Here is a 25,129-nt window from a genome sequence, read left to right as displayed (position 1 = left end):
AGCGTCTAGCGCACGTACTCAATAAGAACGTCATCACCCAGCGCCTTCATTCCCACCCGGTGGAAACGGGTGGCCTCTGCCAGCGTCTGAGTCACGGGGTGCGCGAGTACGCCGCGGCCCTCGCCCAGCAAAAGTGGCGCAATATAGGCGGAGATGGCGTCCACCAAGTCGGCCTTGAGGAAGCTGCTGGCCAGGCCTGCGCCTCCTTCGACGAGGACGTCGCGGGCACCGGTGGCGTAGAGCTCCAAAAGAGCTTCTTCGATGCTCTCGTACTGCTCGTACCCCAACTCGCGCAGGTGGCTTGCTGCATCGCCCGCCGATGCCAAATCACGCTTCCCAATGACCACCCGTCGTGGCTGGTGCGCGCGCAAGCTGCCGTCGCTAAAGCGCGCGGTGAGCGAGGGATTATCAGCCAGCGCCGTGCCGGTGCCCACCACGATGGCATCGCGGTGCGCCCTATCGGCATGCACCCAGTCGCGCGCTTCCTCGCCCGTAATCCATTGGCTGGTTCCATCGGCCGCGGCCGTGAAACCGTCCAGCGTTTGCGCGAACTTCAAGGTGACGTGGGGCCGTTGGGTGCGCACGGCGAATACCCATGGCACCAAAGCATCCTCGGCGTGCGGGGGCTTTTCTAGCTTGGCGACGTCCACTCCAGCCTCCGCCAACACTTCTGCTCCACCCGCAGCCTGCGGGGTGGGATCGGCGTGGAGGTAGTACACGCGAGCCACGCCGGCATCGATAAGCGCCTGCGCGCAGGGACCCGTGCGGCCGGTATGCGCGCAGGGTTCCAAGGTGACCACGGCCGTGGCCCCGCGTGCCTTACCTCCGGCCTCCTGCAACGCCATGACCTCGGCATGCGCGCCACCCACGGGCTGGGTGGCGCCGACGCCCACAACCTCCCCAGCTGGGGACACGATGACCGCGCCTACCGGTGGGTTAGGGCTCGTGGTTCCACGAACTTCAGCACCCGCGGCCATTGCGCGCAATAGCGCTGCGGAGATGCTGCTGTCTTGTAACTCCGCGCCCATTAGGCACCAGCCGCCAGATCACGCAGCTGCTTGACGACGCCGGCGGGATCGTCCGACTTGAATACGGCTGAGCCTGCCACGAAAGCGTCGCAACCCGCCTCGGCGGCTGCCCCGATGGTCTCGGGTGAAATGCCGCCATCGATCTCGATGACGGTCTCAAGGCCCTGCTCATCAATGCTGCGGCGCAGCTTACGGACCTTCTCCAGCATTTCTGGCATGAATTTTTGTCCGCCGAAGCCAGGCTCGACAGACATCACCAGCACCTCATCGAAATGGTGCAGCTTGTCCAACCACGGCTCGATGGCGGTGCCCGGCTTGATGGAAAAGGCCGCACGCACGCCCAAATCGCGGATGCGCTGGGCCAAGTCCACTGCCGCCTGGTCATCGGCGACGGTCTCCACGTGGAAGATAATCGTATGCGCGCCCGCCTTGGCATAGGTCTCCACCCACTTTTCGGGTTCCTCAATCATGAGGTGGACATCTAGTGGCTTATCGGTGCTGCGATGGACCGTGGCCGTGATATCTGGGCCGAAAGACAGGTTGGGCACAAAGTGCCCATCCATAATGTCCACATGGACCCAGTCTGCGGTATCAATCGCCGCTAGCTCCTCGCCCAAGCGAGAAAAATCAGCGGCCAAGATGGAAGGGGAAATAATCGGTGCGGACATGCCCACCAGTCTATCGCGATTAGTTGGCTGCGCGGCGAAGGGCCGCAAAGAACATGGCGTCGGTACCGTGCCGATGCGGCCACATCTGCACGGATTTCTCATGGCCTACATCGCCCATATCAGGAATGAGAGCATGTGCGTCGAGTTCTTCGGCGCCGAGTTCGCGCACGGCGCGGTCAACGATGCCCCGGGTTTCGCGCAGATCTGGCGAACACGTGGAGTAGATGACCACGCCACCTGGACGCACCAGGTTTAATGCGGAAGACAAGAGCTCGAATTGCAGCTGGTTGAGCTCGGTAATGTCAGACTCGGACTTGCGCCACCGCGCCTCGGGGCGGCGACGGAGGGCACCGAGGCCGGAACAGGGGGCATCGACAAGCACGCGGTCAAAGCCCTCTCCCACCCCGGGATTGCGGCCATCTGCCACATGGACGTCCACGGGTAAATCGCTGACCGTCTTTTCAATCAGCGCCGCTCGGTGCGGGGATACCTCCACTGCATCGACGTGCGCGGAGTCGATGCGGGCAAGCGCGCCCATCAAGGCCGCCTTACCGCCGGGACCGGCGCAGAGATCTAGCCACCGGCCGGTATCCTCGCCCTCAAGGGGCGCCTCGCATACCGCGCGAGCAATCAGCTGCGAGCCCTCGTCCTGCACGGCCGCCAATCCTTGGCGCACGGGTTCCAATTGGCCGGGGTCACCGGATTCCATGTACACCGCATAAGGGGAATAGCGCCCCTCCTCATTGCCGGTCATCAGGGCCAATTCCTCGGCCGAGATTTCCCCAGGGCGCGCCACCAGATGCACCGAAGGTCGATCCGAATCTGCCGCCAGAGCAGCCTCCAACTCCCCTAGGCCCAACACGCGGCTAAACGATTCCGCAATCCAGGTGGGGTGGGCATGCTTAAAGGCGATGCCGGCGATTTCCCCCTGTGGAGCGAGCTTGTCCAGCCAGGTCTTAGCTGGCGTGCGCGTAATGGTGCGCATGATGCCATTAGCAAAGCCCTTGGCTTTGACTTCACCGGCGGCTTCTACCAAACGAACGGTGGTATCAACCGCCGCGTGTGGCTCCACGCGGGTATAAAGAACTTGATAGGTGCCTAGGCGCAAGGCATCAACCACGGCTGGGGAAATGGCCTCGAGGCCGCGCGAAGAGCACTCTGCGATGACGGCATCAACTACGCCAAGGGTGCGCAGCGTCCCGTAGGTGATTTCGGTGGCGAAGGCGGCATCGCGCCCCTTGAGCTTTTGCTTGCGTAGTGCCTTGGGCAAAATGAGGTTGGCGAAAGCATCATCCTCGCTTACCCTGCGCACCACGTCGAAGGCGACCGCACGCGGCGCATCCACGCCCGCAGCCAGCGCGGCCTGAATCAGTCCGCTTTCCTGGCGCTTGCCGGGACGCTGGCCCTTAGCAGCAGCCTGCCGGCCCCTGTGCTGCCCACCGCGGCTACCATGCGGCTGCCGTTGCGGGCGGCCGCCGCGACCCTTCACACCAGCGGATTTGTGGGAGTCCTGCGGCTTACCCGCCGGCGACTTATCCCCGGACTTGCTGCGGGAACGGAAACCTCCACTCATTGAAACTTCACCTCGGCATCCTTGCCTAGTCCGCGGGCCCAATCGGCCGCATTCATCATCTTCTTTCCCGGAGGCTGGATTTTACCCAGCTGGACTGGCTGCGTACCGGTACCGATGAATACGGCATTCTTGGCAATGTGCAGCTGCCCTGGTTCTAGTTCCTGTGGAACCACCGCCTCTTCTATGAGGCTGACCTGTCCAATCTTCACGCGGGCCTCGTCCCACATGGTCCATGCACCCGGTCCAGGCGTGTGTGCGCGAATGTGCCGATCAATGGCAAATGCCGGTTGGGTCCACTCCACGCGGGCCTGCGCGGTAGAAATTTTCGGCGCATAGGTAGCCTCACCCTGCTGCGGTTGTGCCTCCAGCTGCCCCGCCGCTAAGCCATCCATGGTGGCCACGAGCAGATCGCCACCGGAATAGGCAAGGCGCGTCAACAGGTCATCAGCAGTATCGGTGCCTTTAATCTCCTCCGTCACTGTGCCGAGCACCGGGCCGGTATCAAGGCCCTCTTCGATGCGGAAGGTTGATGCGCCGGTCACGTCATCGCCTGCGGCAATGGCCGCCTGCACCGGTGCCGCACCGCGCCATGCCGGAAGCAAGGAAAAATGCAGGTTTACCCAGCCATGCTGTGGTAGTTCCAGCAGGTCCTTAGTCACCAGATTGCCGTAGGCCACCACCGGAATCGCCTCTGGTTGCAATTCCTTTAAGCGGGCACGCAGCGCCTGCCCGTCCTCCGAGTCAGGGCGCAGGGTGGTTGGGGTCAATACTTCAATGCCGTATTCTTGGGCGAGCGCCTTCACTGGGCTCGGGTGAAGAGTGCGGCCGCGGCCCTTCTTCGCGTCTGGGCGAGTGATTACCGCCACCACCTCGTGCGACGAGGCAAGCAGCTTTTCCAAGGCCACAACGGCTGGCTCAGGGGTACCGGCAAAAATAATCCGCATGCGGGAAACTCTCCTCTTAATGTCGTTCAAAATACTAGGCTACAACGCCGCAACGCTGCCGCCACAGTGAGCGGGCTACGAGGCGTTAAACCACTCGGATTCACGGATGGCGCGCATGGCCTCCTTGCGCACTGGCGCCTCCAAGCGTTGTAGGAAGAGCACCCCATCGAGGTGGTCCGTCTCATGCTGGATGCACCGAGCCATCAGTCCTGAGGCCACCATGGACACAGGGCGCCCCTCAATATCCTGGCCAGTCACAAAAACCTGGTTGAACCTCGTGGTTTCCGCGCTAATTCCCGGAATGGATAGGCATCCTTCCGGGCCTGTTTGCTGCTGCTCTCCCACCGGAGTCCAGACCGGATTGACAAGTGCCCCGCGCAGCCCAGATTGGGTATGCGAGCAGTCATAGACAAAGATTCGCTTCAAAATCCCCACCTGATTAGCCGCTAGCCCTACTCCCCCGGCTTTATCCATGGTCTCGAGCATATCGCTCGCCAGAGCGCGCAGACCGGCATCAAATTTACTAATCTCCTCCGCGCGGCTGCCCAATACTGGGTCGCCGTAGATGCGCAGCTCTCGAAGGGACATGGCAATCACACCTTTCTCATAGCACCGAGACCAAGCCGGCCGGCGGTGGCGGCTTCCTCCGTCGAGATTAGCGCATGAGCGCCTATGGCCCCGATATGGCTAACCCACGTGGATAGGGTCAACCATAATGCGCAAAGGCAGGTCATCCTTGCGGGCGCTGCGCGCGGCGTTGGCGCTGCGCAAAGCCCGCCCCAATTGGGACCGCGGCCCCAGCGGGGTGCGCACGACCAGCCGCTGCGGTGGGCCAAAGCGCTGGCTATCGTAGTCACCAGGCAGGCTCTGCCCCGGCGGAAGGGGAACTGGTCCTAATACCTCCGCGTGGTCTGGAAGATCCACAAGCTCGGCAAAGCCATCTAGGGATGCATCCGCACCGTCGATGGCAGCAAAATGCACCGCGGGTGGGAAGCGCACTTCGCGCCGGGCAGCAAGCTCTGCCGCGGCCGCGCCCACCATATCCCAACGCAGGAAATGCTGGACTACGGTGAGCGAGTCATCGGCCGCCAGGATTACTCGACCACCCTTGAAATGCGGCTGCACCAAGGTAGCCGCCTGCGCCCACTTCGCTAGGGTATCCTCCGTGGCGCGCAGGTCTTGCCGGTTGAGCAATGCCCCGGCATCCAAGAGCAACGCCGCGCCATAGGCTCCATCTTTTACTCTCGGTTCCGCACCAGGGGTGGCAATGACCAGCGCCGGCGCATTGTCCACCGCATCGAGCACCTTGTTTCCGCCTGAGACCACCACCCGCGTATTGGGAAAGGCTCGGCCCATTTCTTCCGCAGTGCGCTCCGAGCCCAACACGATGGCCCGCAGGCGCGGAGACCCGCATTCGGTGCACCGATGCCGCGCCTCAATGCGACCGCACCAGCGGCAGGTAGGCATTCCCGCTTCGTCCGAGCCTGCGCTTGCCGACGCCCCCTTGGGCGGCAGCCCCAATGGCCCATTGCAATGCCGGCAGCGAGCCGGCGCTCGGCACTGGCCACAGGCCAAAATGGGCGCATACCCCTTGCGCGGGACCTGCACCAACACGGGCTCTCCTCTATCCAGCGCTTGGTGGGCGGCTTGGAAGGCCTGCGCCTGTACTTTTGTGGTGCCGCCCTGGAGGTCGCGGGCGATAGACAGACCGAACGACCCCACCGCCTCGATAGCCGGGCAACGCGCCGATATGGTCTGCTCTTTGGCCACCACGTCGTGCGCCCATCCTGATTCCACGAGGAGCTGTGTCTCCGCCGTCCGCGAATGGTTGGCCAAAACCATGCTGCAGCCTTCGAAGGCTGAGCGGGTGGTAAGTACTTCCCTCGCGTGGACATAGGGCTTGAGGTTGTCGACCAAATTATCATTGCCATCATCGAGGATCACCGCCAGTTGCAGGTCTTTGACCGGGGCAAAAGCGGCGGACCTGGTACCAATGACCACGCGGGCTTGGCCCACTAGAGCGGAGAGATAGCGGCGATAGCGCGCCTGCGGGCCCATGCTATTTGTCAGCACCGTAATCTGCTTTGCCCCAAGTACCTGGCGAAGCGCGGCGTCTAAAGCATCAACGCCCTTCTGGTCCGGGGCGACGAGGAGAACCCCTCCTCCCCCAAGCGCCACTTTGGCAGCGAGTGCAGCCAGCGCATGTGCCCAATCATCGCCCGGGGCGATTTGCCAGGCGGCACGGGCGAGCTTGCCGGCCAGAATCGAGTCGACGAAAGCCTCGCCATGTTGATAGGCCGACCATCCTGATAGGTCGGGCTCGCTCGTGGTGCCGAGCTCCTCCCACGGGGTTTCTAGGTCGGATTCCTCCGCCTTGGCGTGCCGCGGCGGGATGGCGGAGCGGATAATGTCTGAGCGCACCCCGCCGTAGCGGTCAGCGAGGGCGTCGACAAGCCGGGCCAGTTGCGCCGGATAAACCTGGAAGGGTGAGATGATGCGCTCGATAAAGCGCAGGTTGCCGCCAAATTCAGAATCATGCCGGCGTTCTATGACAATCGCGTCCACCAAGCGCCCGTTGAAGCGGATGCGAACTTTAATCCCCGGTTGGACTTCTTCCGAGTCTGCCTCTTCAACGAGGTAATCAAATCCTCGGTCCAGGTGCGCAACCCCTAAAAGAGGCAACACCCGCGCAACCGGCTTCCGGGTGGCGGGTGTTTTCTTAGGCATAGGCCTCGATTCTACAGACCAGCGGCAGCACGCAATGCTTCCACTCGGTTCAACTGCTCCCACGGCAGCTCAACGTCGGTGCGGCCAAAGTGTCCGTAGGCCGCAGTTTGCGCATAGATGGGACGCAACAGGTCGAGCTCGCGAATGATAGCGGCCGGGCGCAGGTCAAATACCTGATTCACCGCAGCCTGGATATTCGCATCGCTCAAGCCTTCCTTGGCGGTACCGAAGGTCTCCACGTACAGACCCACCGGCTTGGCGCGGCCGATGGCGTAAGCCACCTGAACTTCAGCGCGATCTGCCAAGCCCGCGGCGACGATATTCTTAGCCACCCAGCGCATGGCATAAGCAGCGGAACGGTCCACCTTGCTTGGGTCCTTGCCGGAGAAGGCGCCGCCGCCGTGGCGAGCCATACCGCCGTAGGTATCGACGATGATCTTGCGGCCGGTAAGACCGGCATCGCCCATCGGTCCGCCAAGAATGAAGGAACCGGAAGGGTTGACCAACAAGGTCGTCTCTTCGGTGTAGTACTTGTCCAAGCCGGCGTCCTTGATAACCCATTCAAGGACCTCACTGCGCAAGGGACCTTCCAACCAAGCGCTATCGACCTCGGCATCGTGCTGCGTGGAAATGACCACGGTATCCAGGTGGGACGGCTCATTGTCGTCGGTATAGGCAAAGGTCACCTGGGTCTTGCCATCCGGGCGGAGGTGATCGACGATGCCTTCCTTACGTACCTGCGTCAGGCGGCGGGACAGGCGGTGCGCCAAAGCGATAGGCAGTGGCATGTACTCAGCGGTCTCATTGGAAGCATAGCCGAACATCAGGCCCTGGTCGCCTGCGCCAGCGGTATCGTTTTCGGCATCATAGTCCTCGTCATGGGCGCGGGCTTCAGTGGAGTTATCTACGCCCGCGCCAATTTCCTGGGACTGCTCGCCGATGGCGATATTCACACCGCAAGTGTTGCCATCAAAGCCGACTTCTGAAGAAGTAAAGCCGATGGATTTAAGGGTGTCACGCACCAGCGCCGGGATTTCTACGTATGCCTCGGTGCGAACCTCGCCCACCACGTGGACCTGGCCGGTGGTTACCAACGTCTCAACGGCCACGCGGGATGCTGGATCCTTTTCTAGCAGGGCATCAAGGATGGCGTCAGAAATGGCGTCACAAATCTTATCGGGATGGCCTTCCGTAACGGACTCGCTGGTAAAAAGACGAGTTGCCACTGCAGCGTTATCAGTCACAAAAACTTCCTTCGTTCTCACTGTTGATTCGATGCTGTGGGTTTTCTACGCCCAAGCCTAATACCTCGCAAGCCTAGACCAAGCGGTCTATAAATGCAATTTTAGTTGTCTACCCCTGAAACATTTCATTCACGGCCAAAAGAATCTGAGCGGCAACAACCTGCTTCGAGCCATGCTCCACGCGTTGCGGCGCGCAATCCGGACGCAAAATCCATCCCTCATTGGACTTTTGACCAAAGGTCTTTCCACGCCCGACCTCATTGGCCATGAGCACGTCGCAGCCCTTACGCGCAAACTTTTCCTGGGCATAGTCCAAGGCGGACTTCTGGGCATCGCCGGTTTCGGCGGCGAAGCCCACAATTACGCACTCCGCAGGGATCTCCGAGCGCTCGCGCGCAGCGACGAGCCCTTTGAGTACATCGGGGTTTTCCACCAGATGGAGCGTCGAGAGCGCATCGTCTGCCTGCCCCTTCTTCATCTTTGACTCGGCGACCTCCGCCGGACGGAAGTCAGAGACTGCAGCGGCCATGATCACCACGTTCGCATCGCGGGACTCCTCGCGCATGGCGTCCTCCAACTCACGGGTGGAGACAATGTGCCGGAGCTTCGCACCGCTTGGCACAGGAAGCTGGGCGGTATTACCCGCAACGAGGGTGACCTTGGCCCCCATCTGGGCGGCCCATTCCGCGAGCGCGAATCCCTGCCTGCCGGAAGAGCGATTACCCAAGTATCGGACCGGATCCAGCTCTTCCTGGGTACCGCCGGCCGATATGACGACTTTCTTGCCCTGCCAGGTGTGCTGCACTCGATAGCCTGCCAGTTCAGTACGGATAATCTCGGCGATTTGTTCCGGCTCCGGCAAACGACCTGGGCCAGAATCCTTGCCGGTAAGGCGTCCGTGGGCGGGCTCGATGACGGTAATACCGCGGCGTCGCAAAGTAGCCACGTTGTCCTGCGTAGCGGGGTTATGCCACATCTCAGTGTGCATGGCCGGGGCCACAATAACCGGGCACGTTGCGACCAATACGGTGGCCGTGAGCAAATCGTCTGCTCGGCCTGCAGCCAAGCGCGCGATAAGATCCGCGGTGGCGGGCGCAATGACCACTGCATCCGCATGCTGTCCTACGTTGACGTGCTGCACCTCATCCACGGCCTGAAACACACTCGTGGCGACGGGATGGCCGGACAGTGCCTCAAACGTGGCCGCGCCCACGAAGTTCAGTGCACTTTCCGTGGGGACAACGCGGACATCATCGCCCCCTTCTTTGAGGTTGCGCACGAGGTGGCACGCCTTGAAGGCAGCGATGCCGCCAGCGACGCCCAGAACAATATTGCGAGAGGTATCTTTATCAGTCACACCGCACGATGGTACCTGCCGACATAGACAAAGGCTCCACCCGCCGCGACCAAGAGGTGCACCCTAATTCGGGGATGCACATCCGTGGCGGCGCGTGGAGCCTTAAAGCTATTACACGCTTAGTGCTAGCTACTTGCCTTCCTCGTGGTCAAGCAGGCCAGCATCAATCTCGCGTAATGCGATGGACAAAGGCTTTTCGCCTGGCTCTGGGGTAACCAGCGGGCCTACGAACTCGAAGACACCTTCATCCTGCTCTTGGTAGTAGCTATTGATCTGGCGTGCGCGCTTAGCGGCAAAGATGACCAAAGCGTACTTAGAGGAAACCTTGTCCAAAAGCTCATCGATCGGGGGATCAGTAATGCCGATCGGATCATCAAATACTGGTTCCGCCTTTGCGGCTTCAGTGTTAGAAGGGGTGGTCACGTTAGTCACATGCACCTTTACATTGATTGAAGATGGTCAAAAAGGAGGTCTATGCCCGCAGGATATCACTAATGGCAGATACTGCCTCGTCCAGATCCTCGTTCACAACGACGTGATCGAACTCGTCCTGTGCGGCTAGTTCCTCATGCGCAGTTTGCAACCTACGGTCAATGACGTCTTGCGGCTCGGTACCGCGGCCGGTAAGCCGCTCCACAAGTACCTCCCATGACGGGGGTGCCAAAAAGACCAGGTCTGCCTCCGGCAGCGCTTTCTTAACACTCCGAGCACCCGCGAGGTCAACCTCAACGAGTACCGGCCGGCCAGCGGCCAAAGCTTCCTCTACCGGCTGGGCGGGCGTTCCAGAGCGCTGCAACCCGCCGTGGATATCAGCCCATTCGAGCATCTCCCCGGCATCGATTCGCTGCTGAAAGGTTTCTGGGGTGACGAAGAAGTAGTCGACACCGTCCTGCTCCCCGGGGCGGGGCTGGCGCGTGGTCATAGACACGCTGAAATACAGCCCCTCGACGTCACTGCGCAGACGCGAAACTACGGTGGATTTTCCCACTGCGGAAGGCCCCGCCAATACGACGAGGCGCCCGCGTGCAGTTGCGTCAGCCATGGTTGTGACTATTCGCCGTAGCCGAAACGCTCGAGGAGAGCACGACGCTGACGCTCACCTAGGCCGCGCAGACGACGGGTCTGAGCAATCTCCAGGTCCTCCATGATTTCCTTAGCCTTGACCTTGCCAACCTTCGGCAGAGCCTCGAGGAGTGCAGAAACCTTGGTCTTGCCGATGATCTCATCGGTCTCAGCCTTTTCGAGCACGTCCTTCAGGTCGGTCTCGCCGCGCTTGAGCGCAGCCTTGAGCTCGGCGCGAGCCTTGCGGGCCTCAGCGGCCTTTGCGAGAGCTTCCTTGCGCTGCTCATCAGTCAACTTTGGAAGGGCCACGGGTTTCCTCCGATTCATTAGATTGATTCTGTTACGTCTAGTACTTGGTACCAGATTACGGTTGCCTAACGCAGTTAATACACCGCGGAAAGTTATTAATAACCTTCGAGCAAACCGACTTCTGCCAATCCTAGCACTGCTCATTGAACGGTGACGATTAGCGGGTCCAAAAGCACGCCTATTTTAGCACGTCACCGCACATACCTTAAACAAAGTACCAGGTAAACGGCGCGGCTGTTAATCAGCCACGCCGCCTCTATTAGTCCCGAAACTCCGCCGCCACCTGAGCAACTGCTTTGCGCAGGTCAGCGACGTCCGGACCCTGCTCCAGCACTGCTCGGGACACATTGGCAAATCCCAGCGATGGATGAGCAGATACAATGCCGTGCACCTGCTCTGGGCCAGCGCCCTGGGCGCCGACACCGGGCAGAAGAACTGGACCATTGAGCGCATCGAGGCGCGGCGGATTGTCCAACGTAGCGCCGACGACTACGCCGACATCGCCAGCCTTGTCGGCCTTGTTCGCCTCGACATTGAACGCGGCGCATTCATCGACGACGCCCTGAGCGATAGTGCTCTCCTCGCCCACCGGGACCGACTGGATGGCACGCGCCTCCGGGTTGGAGGTAGCGGCGAGGACGAATACACCGCGGCCGGTTTCTTCGGCCTTGGTGAATACCGGCCCCAGTGCGCCAACGCCTAGATAAGGCGACACGGTCACAGAATCTGCGCGCAGCGGCGAGCTATCGCCGAGCCACGCATCTGCATAGCCGGCCATGGTGGAGCCAATATCGCCGCGCTTGGCATCGGCAACAGTAAGGCACCCCGCTTCCCGCAGGGAAGCCAAGACTTCTTCCAGGACCGCGAAGCCCTGAGAGCCAAAGCGCTCAAAGAAAGCGACCTGTGGCTTTACCAAGGCGGCGGTATCGCTAAAGGCTTCAACGCAGCGCATGCTAAAGGTCCGCAGACCTTCAGCGGTGGGCTCCAGCCCCCATTTCTCCAAGAGATATGGATGCGGGTCGATGCCAACGCACAGGCGCCCACGTTCCTGCCCGGCTTCTTCTAGCCGCTCGCCAAATCCTTTAGTGCTGTGGGCCATGCTCAAGCTCCTGGAGTGCGCGTACCTGCAGGTTGCCAATACGCATCGCTTCGATGCCCTGGACGGCTGCGGTTACACCCTGCACGGTGGTCACCAGCGGGATCTCCATGTGTACGGCGGCGGCGCGGATATCGTAGCCATCGTGGCGGGCACCGGCGGAGCCGGCCGGGGTATTGAGAATCCAGTCAATCTCGCCGTTGAAAATCTTATCCACGATGGACTCTTCGCCTTCCTTGGCCTCAGAGACCTTGGCAGCAACCTCGCACTCGATACCGTTGCGGCGCAGCATCTGGGCGGTGCCGGCGGTAGCGACGATGTTGTAGCCCATGTTGGCTAGGCGCTGAATCGGGAAGATCAGGGTGCGCTTGTCGCGGTTGGCAACAGAAACGAAGACGGTGCCCTCCGTGGGCGGTACGGCAAAGGCTGCGATTTCGCCCTTGGCATAGGCCGCGCCAAAGTTGGTAGCCAAGCCCATGACCTCACCGGTGGACTTCATCTCTGGCGAGAGCAGCGTGTCGAGCAGGCTACCATCGGGACGGCGGAAGCGATTGAATGGCAAGACTGCTTCCTTGACGGCAATCGGGTGCTCCAGCGGCAAAGAGCCACCGTCGTATTCGGAAGGAATCATGCCTTCGGCACGCAGATCCGCGATGCTCGAGCCCATCATGACGCGAGAAGCTGCCTTAGCCAGTGGTACGCCGGTGGCCTTGGAGACGAACGGCACGGTACGGGAAGCACGTGGGTTGGCCTCGATGACATAGAGGATGTCGTCCTTCAAGGCGAATTGGACATTCATCAGGCCCTTGACGCCAATGCCCTCGGCGAGCAAGCGGGTGGACGTGCGGACCTTTTCAATGTCCTCGGGTCCAAGTGTCATCGGAGGCAGCGCACAGGAGGAGTCACCGGAGTGGATACCGGCCTCCTCGATGTGCTCCATGACGCCGCCCAGGTAGACCTCGGTGCCGTCGCACAGGGCATCAACATCAATCTCGATGGCGGAATCCAAGAAGCGGTCCACCAGAACCGGGTGGTCCGGAGACAGCTCGGTGGCGCGCTCGATGTAGTCTTCCAGCGCCTTTTCGTCGTAGACGATTTCCATACCGCGGCCGCCCAGCACGTAGGACGGACGAACCAGTACCGGGTAGCCGATGGAGGAAGCAACCTCGCGGGCCTCCGCGAAGGAGGTGGCGGTGCCGTATTCCGGTGCTGCCAATTCTGCCTCATCGAGGACCTTGCCGAATTCGCCGCGATCCTCGGCGGAGTCGATAGCTGCGGGGCTGGTGCCCACAACCGGAACGCCTGCCTCCTCCAAGCGGGCGGCAAGGCCCAGCGGAGTCTGGCCGCCCAGCTGGACAATCACGCCAGCAACGTCACCGGAAGCGGCCTCCGCGTGGTAGACCTCCATGACGTCCTCGAAGGTCAGCGGCTCGAAGTAGAGGCGGTCTGCGGTGTCATAGTCGGTGGAGACGGTCTCCGGGTTGCAGTTGACCATGACGGTCTCGTAGCCCTGATCCGAAAGTTCCAGGGCCGCGTGAACGCAGGAGTAGTCAAACTCGATACCTTGACCAATGCGATTAGGGCCGGAGCCCAAAATGATGACCTTACCCTTGGAGCCTTCCGGTGCCGGGCGAACCTCGGTCTCGGCATCCGGGTCAAGCTCATAAGAGCTGTAGTGGTACGGGGTTTGTGCCTCGAACTCGCCGGCACAGGTATCTACGGTCTTGTACACGGGGCGGATACCCATGCGCCAGCGCAGACTACGTACGCCATCCTCGCCGTTGAATTCGGGGCGAAGGGCGGCAATCTGGGCGTCGGAAAGCCCAAAGACCTTGGCCTCGCGCAGCAGCTCCTCGGTGAGCACTGGGGCGTCGATAAGCTCCTGGCGGAAGGCCACCAACGTGGCCAGCTCAGCGATGAACCAGGGGTCAACGCCGGAAGCCTCGTGGACCTCGTCGATAGAAGCGCCAAGGCGAAGGGCCAGCTCGATGTCGTACATGCGGCCCTCGGTCGGGCGCTCCAGGTCCTTTAGAACGGCCTGCAGGTCAGTGGCACGCTCGCCCGCGAAGTACTCATCCGGCTTGGTCCAGAAGCCATTGGGCTTGCTTTCCAAAGAACGCATGACCTTGTTCAGGCCCGCGATGTAGTTGCGGCCGATGCCCATGGCCTCGCCCACGGACTTCATGGTGGTGGTCAGGGTGTCATCGGCACCCGGGAACTTCTCAAAAGCAAAGCGCGGGGCCTTGACAATGACGTAGTCCAAGGTCGGTTCGAAGGCAGCCTTGGTCTCGCCGGTGATGTCGTTTTGCACCTCGTCCAAGGTGTAGCCAATGGCGAGCTTGGCCGCCAGCTTAGCAATCGGGAAACCGGTGGCCTTGGATGCCAGCGCGGAGGAACGGGACACGCGCGGGTTCATCTCAATGACGATGATGCGGCCGTCATCCGGGTTTACCGCGAACTGGATATTACAGCCGCCAGTATCAACGCCGACCTCGCGGATGATGGCAATGCCCAAATCACGCATCTTCTGGAACTCACGATCAGTGAGGGTCAGCGCCGGGGCAACGGTGACGGAATCGCCGGTGTGCACGCCTAGGGCGTCGACGTTTTCGATGGAGGCAACAACTACGACGTTGTCGTCGCCATCGCGCATGAGCTCGAGCTCGTATTCCTTCCAGCCCAGGATGGATTCCTCAATGAGTACGTTGGCCTCAGGGGATGCGGCCAAGCCGCCGCCGGCAATGCGGTCCAAGTCTTCATTATTGAAGGCCAGACCGGAGCCCAAACCACCCATGGTGAAGGACGGGCGGACTACGACGGGCAGGCCGAGATTGTCGACGGTCTCGTGGACCTCATCCATGTTGTGGCACACAGCGGAGCGGGCGGACTCACCGCCGATGGAGGCGACGATGTCCTTGAATTTCTGGCGGTCCTCGCCGCGCTCGATGGCGTCAATATCGGCGCCGATGAGCTCAATGCCGTACTTGTCCAAAATTCCTTGGCGGTCCAGCTGCACTGCGGCATTCAGCGCGGTCTGGCCGCCCAAGGTAGCTAACACAGCGTCGATGGGGTGCCCCTCTTCGCGCTCCTTGACCAGAATCTTTTCGATATATTCCGGCTCAATGGGCTCGACGTAGGTGTGATCCGCAAACTCAGGGTCGGTCATGATGGTGGCCGGGTTGGAGTTGACCAGCGTCACGCGCAGGCCCTCTTCCTTGAGCACGCGGCAGGCCTGGGTGCCGGAGTAGTCGAACTCGCAAGCCTGGCCGATGACGATCGGTCCGGAGCCGATGACCAGGACGTGGTTGATGTCGTTGCGCTTTGGCATAGTTATTCTTCCTTTTCCTGGTTGTCTACTTATTTGGGGTGTGGTTAGCCATCAGTTCTTCAAACTGATCAAATAGCGGGTTGGCATCGTGCGGGCCCGCCGCGGATTCTGGGTGATACTGCACGGAGTAGGCCATGCCGTTGCGCAATGCCACGCCCTCCACGGTGTCGTCATTGAGGCAGATATGAGTGATCTGCGCGGGGCCGAAGTCGGTGGCGAACTCGGCGTCGTTGCTGTTTAGGTCATAGCCTTCCGGCGCCTTCAGCGCGAAGCCGTGGTTCTGGGAGGTGATGTCGATCTTTCCGGTCACGTTATTGCGCACCGGCACGTTGATGCCACGGTGGCCAAACTTCATCTTGTAGGTGTCCAGGCCAAGCGCGCGGCCCAGGAGCTGGTTGCCAAAGCAGATGCCGAAGAACGGGATTTTAGCTTCGAGCACCTGCTTGATGATGCCCACCATTTCGTCGGCGGTAGCCGGGTCGCCCGGGCCGTTGGAGACGAAGACGCCATCCGGGCTATAGGACTTCACCTTGTCAAAGGAGGTATTTGCGGGCACCACGATGGTTTCAATGCCGCGCTGGGAAAAGTGGCGCGGGGTTGCGGTCTTAACACCCATGTCGAAGGCAACGACGGTGTACTTCTTCTCCCCTACGGCTTCAACCGTGTACGGCTCGTCGGTAGAAACCTCCGCGGCGAGATCGGCGCCTTCCATAGAGTCCTGGGACTTAACTTCCTTGAGCAGCTCCTCTACTGGGCGTTGAGCATCTTCGCCGGAGAACAGGCCGGCGGCGATGGAGCCGTAGTTGCGCAGGTGGCGCACCAAGGTGCGGGTATCGATGCCGCGGATGCCGATGACGCCTTGCTTTTCCATCTCCTCGCTTAGGCTGCGCTCCGCGCGCCAGTTGGATACGCGCTGTGCAAGGTCGCGGATAACGAGGCCAGCAACCCAGATGCGGTTTCCGTGGGACTCGTTGTCCTCATCATTCCAACCGGTATTGCCAATGTGCGGCGCGGCGGATACCACGATCTGGCGGTGGTAGGACGGGTCCGTCATGGTTTCCTGGTAGCCGGTCATCGCCGTGGTGAATACGGCCTCACCCAAGGTGGTGCCGGTGGCGCCAAAGCCATAACCGCGGAATGTGCGCCCGTCCGCGAGAACGAGGATTGCTGGGGTTCTATCAGTCACGTCGTGGCCTTTCTCTGCCATATAGGTGGTTTCAGTGTGCAAGGTTAGTCTTCTTCGGAGGCTGCCAAGTCAAAAGTGACGGCACCTCGCAAAATGGTGTGGGTAACGCGGGCACCAAATTCTTCGCCAGCGTACGGATTGTTTTCGGACTTGGAGGCCAGCGTAGAGGAATCAGAGACCCAGTGGTGGTCTGGATCCACAATGGTCAAGTTCGCCGGCTCGCCCTCTGCAATGGGGCGGCCGTGGCCCGGCAGGCGGGTGATTTCTGCAGGGCGCTCGGACATGACGCGGGCAACAAAGCGCCAATCGGCCAAGCCGGTCTCGACGAAGATCTTGGCGATGACGGCCAAAGAAGATTCCAGGCCCAACATGCCAGGGCGGGCATTTTCAAACTCCACGCACTTGTCTTCGGAGCCGTGCGGGGCGTGGTCGGTGGCGACGCAGTCGATGGTGCCATTGAGCAGCGCCTCGCGCAGGGCCTCGGTATCACGCTGTTCGCGCAGCGGCGGGTTGACGCGGAAGAGGCCATCGTAGGTGCGCAGCTTGTCATCGGTCATTAACAGGTGGTGCGGGGTTACCTCGGCGGTGAGAGGAATATCCTGCTCCTTTGCCCACTTCAGTAGCTCCACGGTGCCCTGGGTCGAGGCGTGGCAGATGTGCACGCGGTTGCCGTAGTCGCGCGCCAATAGGGCGTCGCGGGCCACGATGGATTCCTCCGCCACGCGCGGCCACCCGCGCAGGCCGAGCTTGGCCGCGGTCTCGCCTTCATGGGCGGAAGCACCACCGGTCATGCGGTCATCCTCGGCGTGCTGTGCCAGCAGCACGTCCATGCCCTTGGCATATTCCAAGGCGCGACGCATAAGCTGCGGATCCTGGACGCATTTGCCGTCATCGGAGAACATGCGGACTTTGGCGTCCGAGCGGGCCATCATGCCGAATTCAGTCAGCGTCTTGCCTTCCAGGCCCTTGGTAATGGAGCCCACCGGGTGGACGTCGCACAGCGCCAGTGCTTGGGACTTGGCCCATACGGACTCAGCGATGATGGGCTGGTCGGTCACCGGGTTGGTATTAGCCATGGTGAACACGGCGGTGAAACCGCCCTTGGCGGCGGCCTTGGAGCCGGTCTCAATAGTCTCGGTATCCTCGCGGCCGGGCTCGCGCAGGTGCACGTGCATATCCACCAAGCCCGGCAGAAGTACGTTGCCCTGGCCGTCGATGACCTGTGCATCCTCGGCTTCTGCTGTGGCGCCGATGGCAGCGATAATGCCGTCCTTGATTACGACATCGGTGGGCTCGCCTTTGCCGTACAGGCGCACATTCTTAATCACCAGTGGGGTTTCCGCCGGCGCGGAAAGGCGACCGGTTTCCGGGTAAGTAGTCATTGTCTCTCCCTAAAGTTGAGTGTGGGTCGCGGGTTTAAATGCCGGCGTTTTCGCCATTGGTCAGCAGGGTAAACAGCACCGCCATGCGGGCGTGTACACCGTTGTGCACCTGCTGCAGGACCGCAGTCTTGTCCAAATCTGCGACGCCGTAGTTAATCTCCATGCCGCGCAGCATCGGGCCTGGGTGCATGACGATGGCGTCCTTATGCATGGCCGCCGCGCGATCCTTAGACAGGCCAAAGAGGTTGGCATACTCGCGGTGGGAGGGGAAGAAGCCGCCGTTCATGCGCTCCTGCTGCACGCGCAGCATCATGACGACGTCGGCGTCTGCGATTTCCGCATCAAAGTCATAGGACACGCGCACTGGCCAATTCTCTACCCCAAAGGGCATGAGGGTGGCTGGGCCCACGAGGGTTACCTCAGCACCAAGAGTGGTGAGCAAATCTACGTTGGAGCGTACGACGCGCGAGTGCAGGCAATCGCCCACAATCTTGACCTTCAGGCCGGCAAAGCCTTCGTCGCTATGCAGTCCCAGGCGCTGACGCACCGTGACGGCGTCGAGAAGCGCCTGCGTTGGGTGCTGGTGCGCGCCGTCGCCCGCGTTAATCACTGAAGGACCCTTGCCATTAGGGGCAACCCACTGGGCTAGCTGCTGGGGCGCACCAGAGGAAGGGTGGCGCATGATGATCGCATCGGCGCCGATGGCGGCCAAGGTAAGGCCCGTATCCTTCAGGGACTCGCCCTTCTTTACCGAGGAGGTGGAGGCAGACAGGTTAATGACGTCCGCGGACATCCACTTGCCGGCCGTTTCAAAGGAAGAGCGGGTGCGGGTGGAGTTTTCATAAAAGAGGGTATAGATAGTCCGCCCCCGCAGGGTCGGCAGCTTCTTTACTTCGCGGCCTTCTAGGGCCTCCCGGAAGCGATCCGCTTCATCCATTAGACCGATGATTTCGCTTCGGTCCAGCTCTGCCATATCGATGAGGTGCTTCATGGTTATGCCTCCCCCGTTTCGGAGCCAGCTCCGTCAGTTGTTGCGGCGGCTCGGGTCAATACGACCGCATCCCGGCCGTCAATCTCGCTGTTGTATACGGTGACGTCTTCTTCTCGCGCGGTGGGCAGATTCTTACCCACATAGTCGGCGCGGATAGGAACCTCGCGGTGGCCGCGATCTACCAAGACGGCCAGCTGAATAATGTCCGGACGGCCCACGTCACTCAACGCGTCCAAGGCGGCGCGGATTGTGCGGCCGGAATACAGCACATCGTCGACCAAGATGACGATGGCATTATCGATGCCACCGGTGGGAATCGTCGTCGGTTGGAGTGCGCGATGCGGCTTATTCAAAAGGTCATCGCGGTAGAGAGTGATATCGAGAGAGCCCCATGGGACTGCGACCCCGGAAAATTCTTCAATCTTGTGCGCTAGGCGCTGTGCAAGTGGCACGCCACCAGAGGGAATGCCAAGCAGAATGACCCGCGGTGCGTCCGCGGAATCGAGCGCCGTTTTTTCAATGATCTGGTGCGCGATGCGTGCAACGGTACGCGAAACATCATCGGAGCTTAAAAGCTCTAGCTGCTTCGCGGTAGCGTCAGTTCCACTCATCGTGACCTCCTTCCCCGCCTCACGGTGCGGTCTTTAAAGGATGCCGGTTGATGGTCTCAAAAATGTCTATGCTCTTAGACACAGAATACTCTAGCACCTTCCCCACCATTTGGGTGAGGGCGAAAAGAAGGAGGCGTATCAGTCAGTGAGTTTTTCCGCCGAACACATAGTCCCCGCCCCGCGCGAGCAGGTCTGGCAATGGCATACCCGCCAAGGCGCTTTAACCCGTCTGAACGCGCCCTTTGCCTTCATGAAACCCATCCAGCAGGCCCAGAGCCTAGGCGATGGCACCTCCATCCTGGGCCTTCCGGGCGGCCTGCGCTGGACTGCTCAGCATAAACTTTCCCAGTACCGCGAGGGCTATGAGTTCACCGATGTGTGCGTAAACTCGCCCATTCGCAAATTTGCCACATGGCAGCACCACCACACCTTTGCGGATCACCCGGACGGCACGCTCGTTCGCGATGAAGTCACTACCCGCATCCCTTCGGCGGCGCTGGAATCGGTCTTTGCTTATCGGCAGCACCAGCTCATTGAGGATTTTTCCTTTCTCCGGCGGCTTGCCGACGCCTCCTTAAACACCGAACCACTAACCATCGCCATGACCGGCTCCCGCGGCAGCGTGGGTGCAGCGCTCACCGCACAGCTGCGCACCGCCGGGCACACGGTGATCCAGCTCGTGCGCGGCACGGCCAGCAAAGGTCAGCGCACCTGGCGGCCAGAACATCCCGATCCCGACCTCCTGCGCGGCGTCGATGTCCTCGTCCACCTGGCAGGCGAACCCATCTTCGGCCGCTTCAACGATGAGCACAAGGCCGCCATCCGCGATTCCCGCGTTGGCCCCACCGAGCGCCTAGCCCGTCTAGCGGGCACCACGGATTCCGTCCGCACCATGGTCTGCGCCTCTGCCGTGGGCTACTACGGATCCGACCGCGGCGATGAGGTCCTCACCGAAGACTCCGCACCTGGCGAGGGCTTCCTGGCAGACGTGGTGGTCGACTGGGAGCGCGCCTGCGAACCCGCCCGCGCCGCGGGCACCCGCGTGGTCAATATTCGTACCGGCATCGCCATGTCGGGCGGTTCCGGCCTACTGCCACTGCTGCGCGCCCTCTTCTCTACCGGCCTGGGCGGCCCTTTCGGCGACGGTGAGTTTTGGTTCAGCTGGGTTGCTCTCGATGACCTGACGGATGCCTACTTCCGCGCCATCGTGGACGATTCGCTAGAAGGCCCGGTCAATGCGGCCTCGCCTAACCCGGTGCTCAACAAGGACTTCGTCAAAGCCCTCGGTGCAGAGCTACACCGCCCAGCCCTGCTCCCCGTTCCACCCTTCGGTCCCGCAATTTTGCTGGGCAAGGAAGGCGCCCAAGAGTTGGCCTTGGCGCAACAACGCGTAAGCCCCACGGTTCTACACAACATCGGGCATACGTTCCGCTACCCCACGATCGACGTCGCCTTGGCGCATGAATTGGGTGGCGAAAGCTTGCTGTAGGTACGGGCTATTCGAATGCCGCAGCAGACCCGCCGAATAGCCGACAGCACTAGAAGCAGAGGAAATGCGCTACGCAGGCAGCAAATCCGACGCCTCTCCCACCACGCTCACGAGCAACATATCGCGTGCACGCGATGCCGCAACGTAGAGCAATGCTCGCTCACGCTGCAGTGCGTCATCGGCCTCAGCGGGCGCCAGACCCTTAAATAGGTAGCGCTGCGGAAGAGCCTCGGCATTGACGTCGAGGAGGATGACGTGCGTGAATTCCAAGCCTTTGGCGTTATGCATGGTCATGACCGCAACGGGACGCTCTTGCGAGGTACGGCGGCCAGCGCTTACGGCAACGTCATGTTCGCCCAGCTGGCGGGCAATTTCTTCACCGCGCTGGTTGGTGCGGGTCAAAACACCAATGGAGACTTCTTCCTCGCTCCGCGTCCATTCCTTGATGTGTGCGGCAAGCACGGCAGCTTCTTCGGCCTTGGAGGTCGAATGCAGCACAATCGGCGCCGGCCCTCGGCGTACCGAGTGATACCCGGTGAGCTCATCTACGTCCTCTTCGGAGTCCACCCACTCCGTGCCCTCAAGAATGGCGGTGGCATAGCCTAAGTTCTGCGCGGTGGTGCGGTAGTTCACGCGCAGCTTCGAGGATGCCCGTCCGCGGGTTTCGATTCCGTAGTTGCGCAGGACTAGGCGCTGGCCGTAGATGCGCTGATGTGAATCTTCCGCAATAGAGATATCGTTCGGTCCGCGCTTGTCCACCGCGCGCAGGAACTTCCAGTGCCCGGCATGGAAATCTTGTCTTGGAAGTCACCGGACAAAAGCGAGAGCTCTTCGACGGGTTTGCTAGCGAAGCAGATTCCGCGAAGGTCTATGATGCCAAGGATGTCACCGAGATTAAGGTAGCGAAGAACATCATTGAGATGGAGCGTGAGCGGTTGGACATTGTTTCCAATAAACCAGTCAGCATAAGTAATCCAACAACACGGGCCCCAAGACTAGTCAATTTTGAAGGCCAAGCTTCAGTCTGACACCCGTCCACTCCGAAATCATCATGCTTAGACGTAGCGTCAACATGGCTAAAATTTCAAAGCGACTCATAACCCACCGGGGGACCTGACTCCTGTTTGGTAGACGCCTTAAATCCAGCCCAGTTGGATTGTGCGGAAAACTTATCTCCCACCACGCCTAGGTACCACGAACTGCTTGAGTCCTCTACGAAAACAATGAGAAGCTCACACTTCAATCTGCTTCAGCAGCGCTATAACCATCCGATGTGTCGCATATGAAAATGTTTATCGAACTGAGTTGGAAAGACGGCGACATTAGGAACTACTCTGAATGAACTGTTAGCCTGGCTACTCACTGGCTCCGCCATCTAAAGCGGTGGCAAAGGATTAAAGTTCGACATCCGTCCGACTGCATCTCTTAGCGACCAGTACCGTTTCCAATCTCGGGCGATGATGTCAGTATTCGTCGACAGCACCCCATCCAACACCGCAATCTCTTTATTCACGATATTGGATAGGTGCCTGCGAGACTTAGCTACCCCCGTCGCCACGATGTCGCCCTCTCCAGCATTCTGCGTGACAAATCGGCACGATTCATTTTTCGCTAACTGGTACATCAGCTGCTCGATTTTTGAGGGACGGGCGGTAAGTCGCATTACATAAGATGTCTCGAAACCTAGCGCCCTTAACGACACCTCAATTCGGGGGCGGAACCAGCCACGCGCTGTCAAACGCTCTATTGTCGCCTGAGCAGCAGGAACAGACAAAGAAGTCCGTTTGGCGACAGCACTAGCTGTCGCTCGGCCATTCTTTTGCAGAATTTTAAGGGCTACCACTTCCCGCGGGGTTGGCGGTGTCTCATTGGAAACGTCGAAATCGTCGTACTCAAATTGCCTTGCTTCTCGAGCAGGTCGCTCAAATATCCCTTCCCCAACAGGTTCCTGAATGTCAACTCCATCGTTCAATCCGATAACTGGACGCCAAGCCGACGCTTTAGTCGCGCATTGTAAGACAGGCGCTACCTGCATGCTGTCAACCCCGGGCCAATCCTGTATTGCGTTGACAGCGTCATAGAGCGCTCCTTCATTCGGACTATGCAGGGTGGTAAAGATTGGCGCGCTGCCAAAAGTAGATGCTACGTGCTGAGTTTCTGGCAGGTCGACGAGTTTGCTAATGACGGCGTTCGGACTCTGCCCTCGTACACGTATCCAAGCATGCACTGGGTAAGTGGCTGAAAACAACCGCCAAGGAATCTCACCGACAAAGCGCACAACATTGCTGTCCACAAGTTTTCTAATCTTGCGAGAGACAGTACTCGCAGAAACATCAGTTTGAGATGCAACCTCCTCCCAGGATGCTCGCGGACTCTGGAACAGAATTTTTAGAAGTTCTTTATCCAGTTCAGACAGCATTTCCGACAATGAAAACTCCTCCCTTGGAAAATTGACTTTACCTTCGTGCATTATTGCACTGTTTAGGTGAATTGTCGTGCATAAACACTTGACCGTGACCTGGGTCTCTTATAGCTTTAATCGAAACTTAGCTCTCGAGATGAGGAGGTCGACGTGACTACGCAAGCCCCCGTCCCACCAGGCGGCGACACGATTCAAGGCAGCAGAGCCATCAACTTTGCTTTCAAGTGCATTAATAAGATTGAGGTCTGGGGCAACAAACTCCCGCACCCTTTCTGGCTATTCGTTGTGCTTTCAGGAGTGCTAGTCGGCCTAAGCGCAATATTTGAAGCAATAGGGGTGGCAGCGACAAAGCCAGACGACGGCTCAGTTGTTGCTGTTAAAAGTTTGATTTCCCGTGAAGGCATGACCGTAATCGTCGGTGATGTAGTCGAGAACTTTGCATCCTTTCCACCTCTCGCGACAATTCTGACAACAATGCTGGGCATCGTCATCGCTGAAAAGAGCGGGTTGTTTGACACTGTTCTTAAGCTCACTGTTACGAAAGTTCCGGCTCGCTTTACCACCTTTGCGCTCTGCTATGCAGGAATGATTGGCCACGTAGCGGGCGACGCAGCTTATGTAACCTTGATCCCCCTAGGCGCTATCGTTTTTCGTGCAATTGGTCGCAGCCCTATCCTCGGCGCGATTATCGCGTTCGTCTCTATTTCTGCAGGATACGACGCTTCTCCATCGCTAACGACTACGGACATCTTGCTGTCTACTATTTCGACCGCAGCTGCCCACACAATCGATCCCGATGCATTCGTAACGCCGACCTCGAACTACTTTTTCGGTCTTGCTTCCTCCGTCCTCATCTCTCTAGTTATCACTCTTGTGGTGGAGCTATTCCTATCCAAGCGCCCTGACCTGCAAGTAGACGAAGACTACGAAGAGGACAGTAAAACACTCACTGTCACAGACGCTTCTGCTAAAGATGTACGCGCTCTGAAGGCAGCCGGACTTGTAGCGCTGCTTTTCGCAATTGCTTTGATCTCGGCACTTTCCTTCGAATCCTCCCCACTAAGAGGTGAAGGCAACGGCATCCTCAATTCGCCTGTGATGACAGGTATGGCCGGAATCATCGGACTGTTCTTCTCACTTGTCGGTGTAACCTATGGTCTCGTCTCCGGAAGCTATAAGAAAGTAGGCGACGTACTCCCCGCAATGGTCGAAGGATTCCGGTCAATGGCACCGATCTTGGTACTTTTCTTTGCTATTTCGCAGTTCCTTGCATACTTCAAGTGGACTGGTATCGGCCAAGTGATGGCGATTTCCGGCGCGACGTGGTTCAAGGAAATCAATGCTCCGGGCTGGGCAATTCTCCTAGGTATCGCCATCCTGATTTCTGTCATGAATTTGGTTCTCACCAGTGGATCTGCCATGTGGGCCTTGGCGGCACCGGTATTCATTCCGATGCTGATGCTGCTCGGCATTGAACCGGAAACAACCCAGGCAATGTACCGAGTCGCCGACTCCGTGACGAACTGTGTCACTCCTATGAGCCCTTACTTCGTGATGGCACTCGGTTTCATTCAGCAGTACCGCAAGAGCGCCGGGATCGGCACGCTAGCATCGTTCACTCTTCCCCTCGCCGGCATCGTATGGATCGTATGGATCTCGTTCTTCTTGCTCTGGTATCTGCTCGGCCTACCGTTTGGCTTCTAAGCTATTTC

At 59.8% G+C, this 25,129-nt stretch carries 21 protein-coding genes; 2 read left to right on the top strand and 19 right to left on the bottom strand.

Features of this window, described 5'->3' with window-relative positions:
* Positions 1–5: 5 nt before the first annotated feature.
* From ribD to pyrR, 17 genes are all read right to left on the bottom strand, one after another.
* A complete protein-coding gene (ribD, locus tag QP324_RS04420; protein WP_284814718.1) occupies positions 6–1,028 on the bottom strand; it encodes a bifunctional diaminohydroxyphosphoribosylaminopyrimidine deaminase/5-amino-6-(5-phosphoribosylamino)uracil reductase RibD in 1,023 nt (340 codons plus the stop codon).
* A complete protein-coding gene (rpe, locus tag QP324_RS04415) occupies positions 1,028–1,696 on the bottom strand; it encodes a ribulose-phosphate 3-epimerase (RefSeq protein ID WP_284814716.1) in 669 nt (222 codons plus the stop codon). Before rpe ends, ribD begins: the two co-directional genes overlap by 1 nt.
* A gap of 19 nt (positions 1,697–1,715) precedes the next feature.
* On the bottom strand, positions 1,716–3,269 hold the full coding sequence (locus QP324_RS04410) for an RsmB/NOP family class I SAM-dependent RNA methyltransferase (protein ID WP_284814714.1): 1,554 nt from the start codon (positions 3,267–3,269) through the stop codon (positions 1,716–1,718).
* Positions 3,266–4,213, bottom strand: coding sequence for a methionyl-tRNA formyltransferase (gene fmt, locus QP324_RS04405; protein WP_284814713.1), 948 nt, complete (start codon positions 4,211–4,213; stop codon positions 3,266–3,268). Before fmt ends, QP324_RS04410 begins: the two co-directional genes overlap by 4 nt.
* A 75-nt stretch (positions 4,214–4,288) precedes the next feature.
* Positions 4,289–4,801, bottom strand: coding sequence for a peptide deformylase (gene def / locus QP324_RS04400; protein ID WP_284814711.1), 513 nt, complete (start codon positions 4,799–4,801; stop codon positions 4,289–4,291).
* Positions 4,802–4,900: 99 nt separating this feature from the next.
* A complete protein-coding gene (locus tag QP324_RS04395) occupies positions 4,901–6,940 on the bottom strand; it encodes a primosomal protein N' (protein ID WP_284814709.1) in 2,040 nt (679 codons plus the stop codon).
* A gap of 11 nt (positions 6,941–6,951) precedes the next feature.
* Positions 6,952–8,184, bottom strand: coding sequence for a methionine adenosyltransferase (metK, locus tag QP324_RS04390; RefSeq protein WP_239277672.1), 1,233 nt, complete (start codon positions 8,182–8,184; stop codon positions 6,952–6,954).
* A 109-nt stretch (positions 8,185–8,293) separates the two neighbouring features.
* A complete protein-coding gene (gene coaBC / locus QP324_RS04385) occupies positions 8,294–9,541 on the bottom strand; it encodes a bifunctional phosphopantothenoylcysteine decarboxylase/phosphopantothenate--cysteine ligase CoaBC (RefSeq protein ID WP_284814708.1) in 1,248 nt (415 codons plus the stop codon).
* Positions 9,542–9,670: 129 nt separating this feature from the next.
* On the bottom strand, positions 9,671–9,973 hold the full coding sequence (gene rpoZ, locus QP324_RS04380) for a DNA-directed RNA polymerase subunit omega (RefSeq protein WP_005324891.1): 303 nt from the start codon (positions 9,971–9,973) through the stop codon (positions 9,671–9,673).
* Between the two features lie 40 nt (positions 9,974–10,013).
* Complete coding sequence (gene gmk, locus QP324_RS04375) at positions 10,014–10,583, bottom strand: guanylate kinase (protein ID WP_049378220.1); 570 nt, start codon at positions 10,581–10,583, stop codon at positions 10,014–10,016.
* Positions 10,584–10,591: 8 nt separating this feature from the next.
* Positions 10,592–10,912 carry an integration host factor, actinobacterial type gene (mihF, locus tag QP324_RS04370; protein ID WP_005328460.1) on the bottom strand — a complete coding sequence of 107 codons (321 nt, stop codon included), beginning with the start codon at positions 10,910–10,912 and terminating at the stop codon, positions 10,592–10,594.
* A gap of 259 nt (positions 10,913–11,171) precedes the next feature.
* A complete protein-coding gene (gene pyrF, locus QP324_RS04365) occupies positions 11,172–12,011 on the bottom strand; it encodes an orotidine-5'-phosphate decarboxylase (protein ID WP_284814706.1) in 840 nt (279 codons plus the stop codon).
* A complete protein-coding gene (gene carB, locus QP324_RS04360) occupies positions 11,995–15,336 on the bottom strand; it encodes a carbamoyl-phosphate synthase large subunit (protein ID WP_284814704.1) in 3,342 nt (1,113 codons plus the stop codon). The genes pyrF and carB overlap by 17 nt, the downstream gene beginning before the upstream one ends.
* A 25-nt stretch (positions 15,337–15,361) precedes the next feature.
* Positions 15,362–16,543, bottom strand: coding sequence for a glutamine-hydrolyzing carbamoyl-phosphate synthase small subunit (gene carA / locus QP324_RS04355; protein ID WP_239277666.1), 1,182 nt, complete (start codon positions 16,541–16,543; stop codon positions 15,362–15,364).
* A 23-nt stretch (positions 16,544–16,566) separates the two neighbouring features.
* Positions 16,567–17,904 (bottom strand): dihydroorotase, encoded by a 1,338-nt coding sequence (locus QP324_RS04350; RefSeq protein WP_284814702.1) that lies wholly within the window; start codon positions 17,902–17,904, stop codon positions 16,567–16,569.
* 34 nt (positions 17,905–17,938) lie between these two features.
* Positions 17,939–18,895: an aspartate carbamoyltransferase catalytic subunit gene (locus QP324_RS04345; protein ID WP_284814700.1), complete on the bottom strand. Its 957-nt coding sequence runs from the start codon at positions 18,893–18,895 to the stop codon at positions 17,939–17,941.
* A gap of 2 nt (positions 18,896–18,897) precedes the next feature.
* Entirely contained in the window at positions 18,898–19,506 is a 609-nt protein-coding gene (gene pyrR / locus QP324_RS04340) for a bifunctional pyr operon transcriptional regulator/uracil phosphoribosyltransferase PyrR (RefSeq protein WP_239277663.1), read from the bottom strand.
* 145 nt (positions 19,507–19,651) lie between these two features.
* Here pyrR and QP324_RS04335 point away from each other — a divergent pair, with 145 nt between their 5' ends.
* Positions 19,652–20,995, top strand: a complete 1,344-nt coding sequence (locus QP324_RS04335; RefSeq protein ID WP_284814698.1) for a TIGR01777 family oxidoreductase — start codon at positions 19,652–19,654, stop codon at positions 20,993–20,995.
* A 69-nt stretch (positions 20,996–21,064) separates the two neighbouring features.
* Here QP324_RS04335 and QP324_RS04330 read toward each other — a convergent pair whose 3' ends face one another.
* Positions 21,065–21,754 (bottom strand): 3'-5' exonuclease, encoded by a 690-nt coding sequence (locus tag QP324_RS04330; RefSeq protein WP_284814696.1) that lies wholly within the window; start codon positions 21,752–21,754, stop codon positions 21,065–21,067.
* Positions 21,755–22,370: 616 nt separating this feature from the next.
* A complete protein-coding gene (locus tag QP324_RS04325) occupies positions 22,371–23,465 on the bottom strand; it encodes an Lrp/AsnC family transcriptional regulator (RefSeq protein ID WP_284814693.1) in 1,095 nt (364 codons plus the stop codon).
* Between the two features lie 102 nt (positions 23,466–23,567).
* Between QP324_RS04325 and QP324_RS04320 the strand changes: the two genes are divergently transcribed.
* Entirely contained in the window at positions 23,568–25,121 is a 1,554-nt protein-coding gene (locus QP324_RS04320) for an AbgT family transporter (RefSeq protein WP_284814692.1), read from the top strand.
* The last annotated feature ends 8 nt before the right edge of the window (positions 25,122–25,129 follow it).

The sequence above is a fragment of the Corynebacterium sp. UMB0012 genome, from assembly GCF_030216265.1.
Lineage (GTDB): Bacteria > Actinomycetota > Actinomycetes > Mycobacteriales > Mycobacteriaceae > Corynebacterium.
The sequence above is the reverse complement of the archived record's forward strand: the minus strand, read 5'-3'. Positions and strand labels throughout refer to the sequence as shown.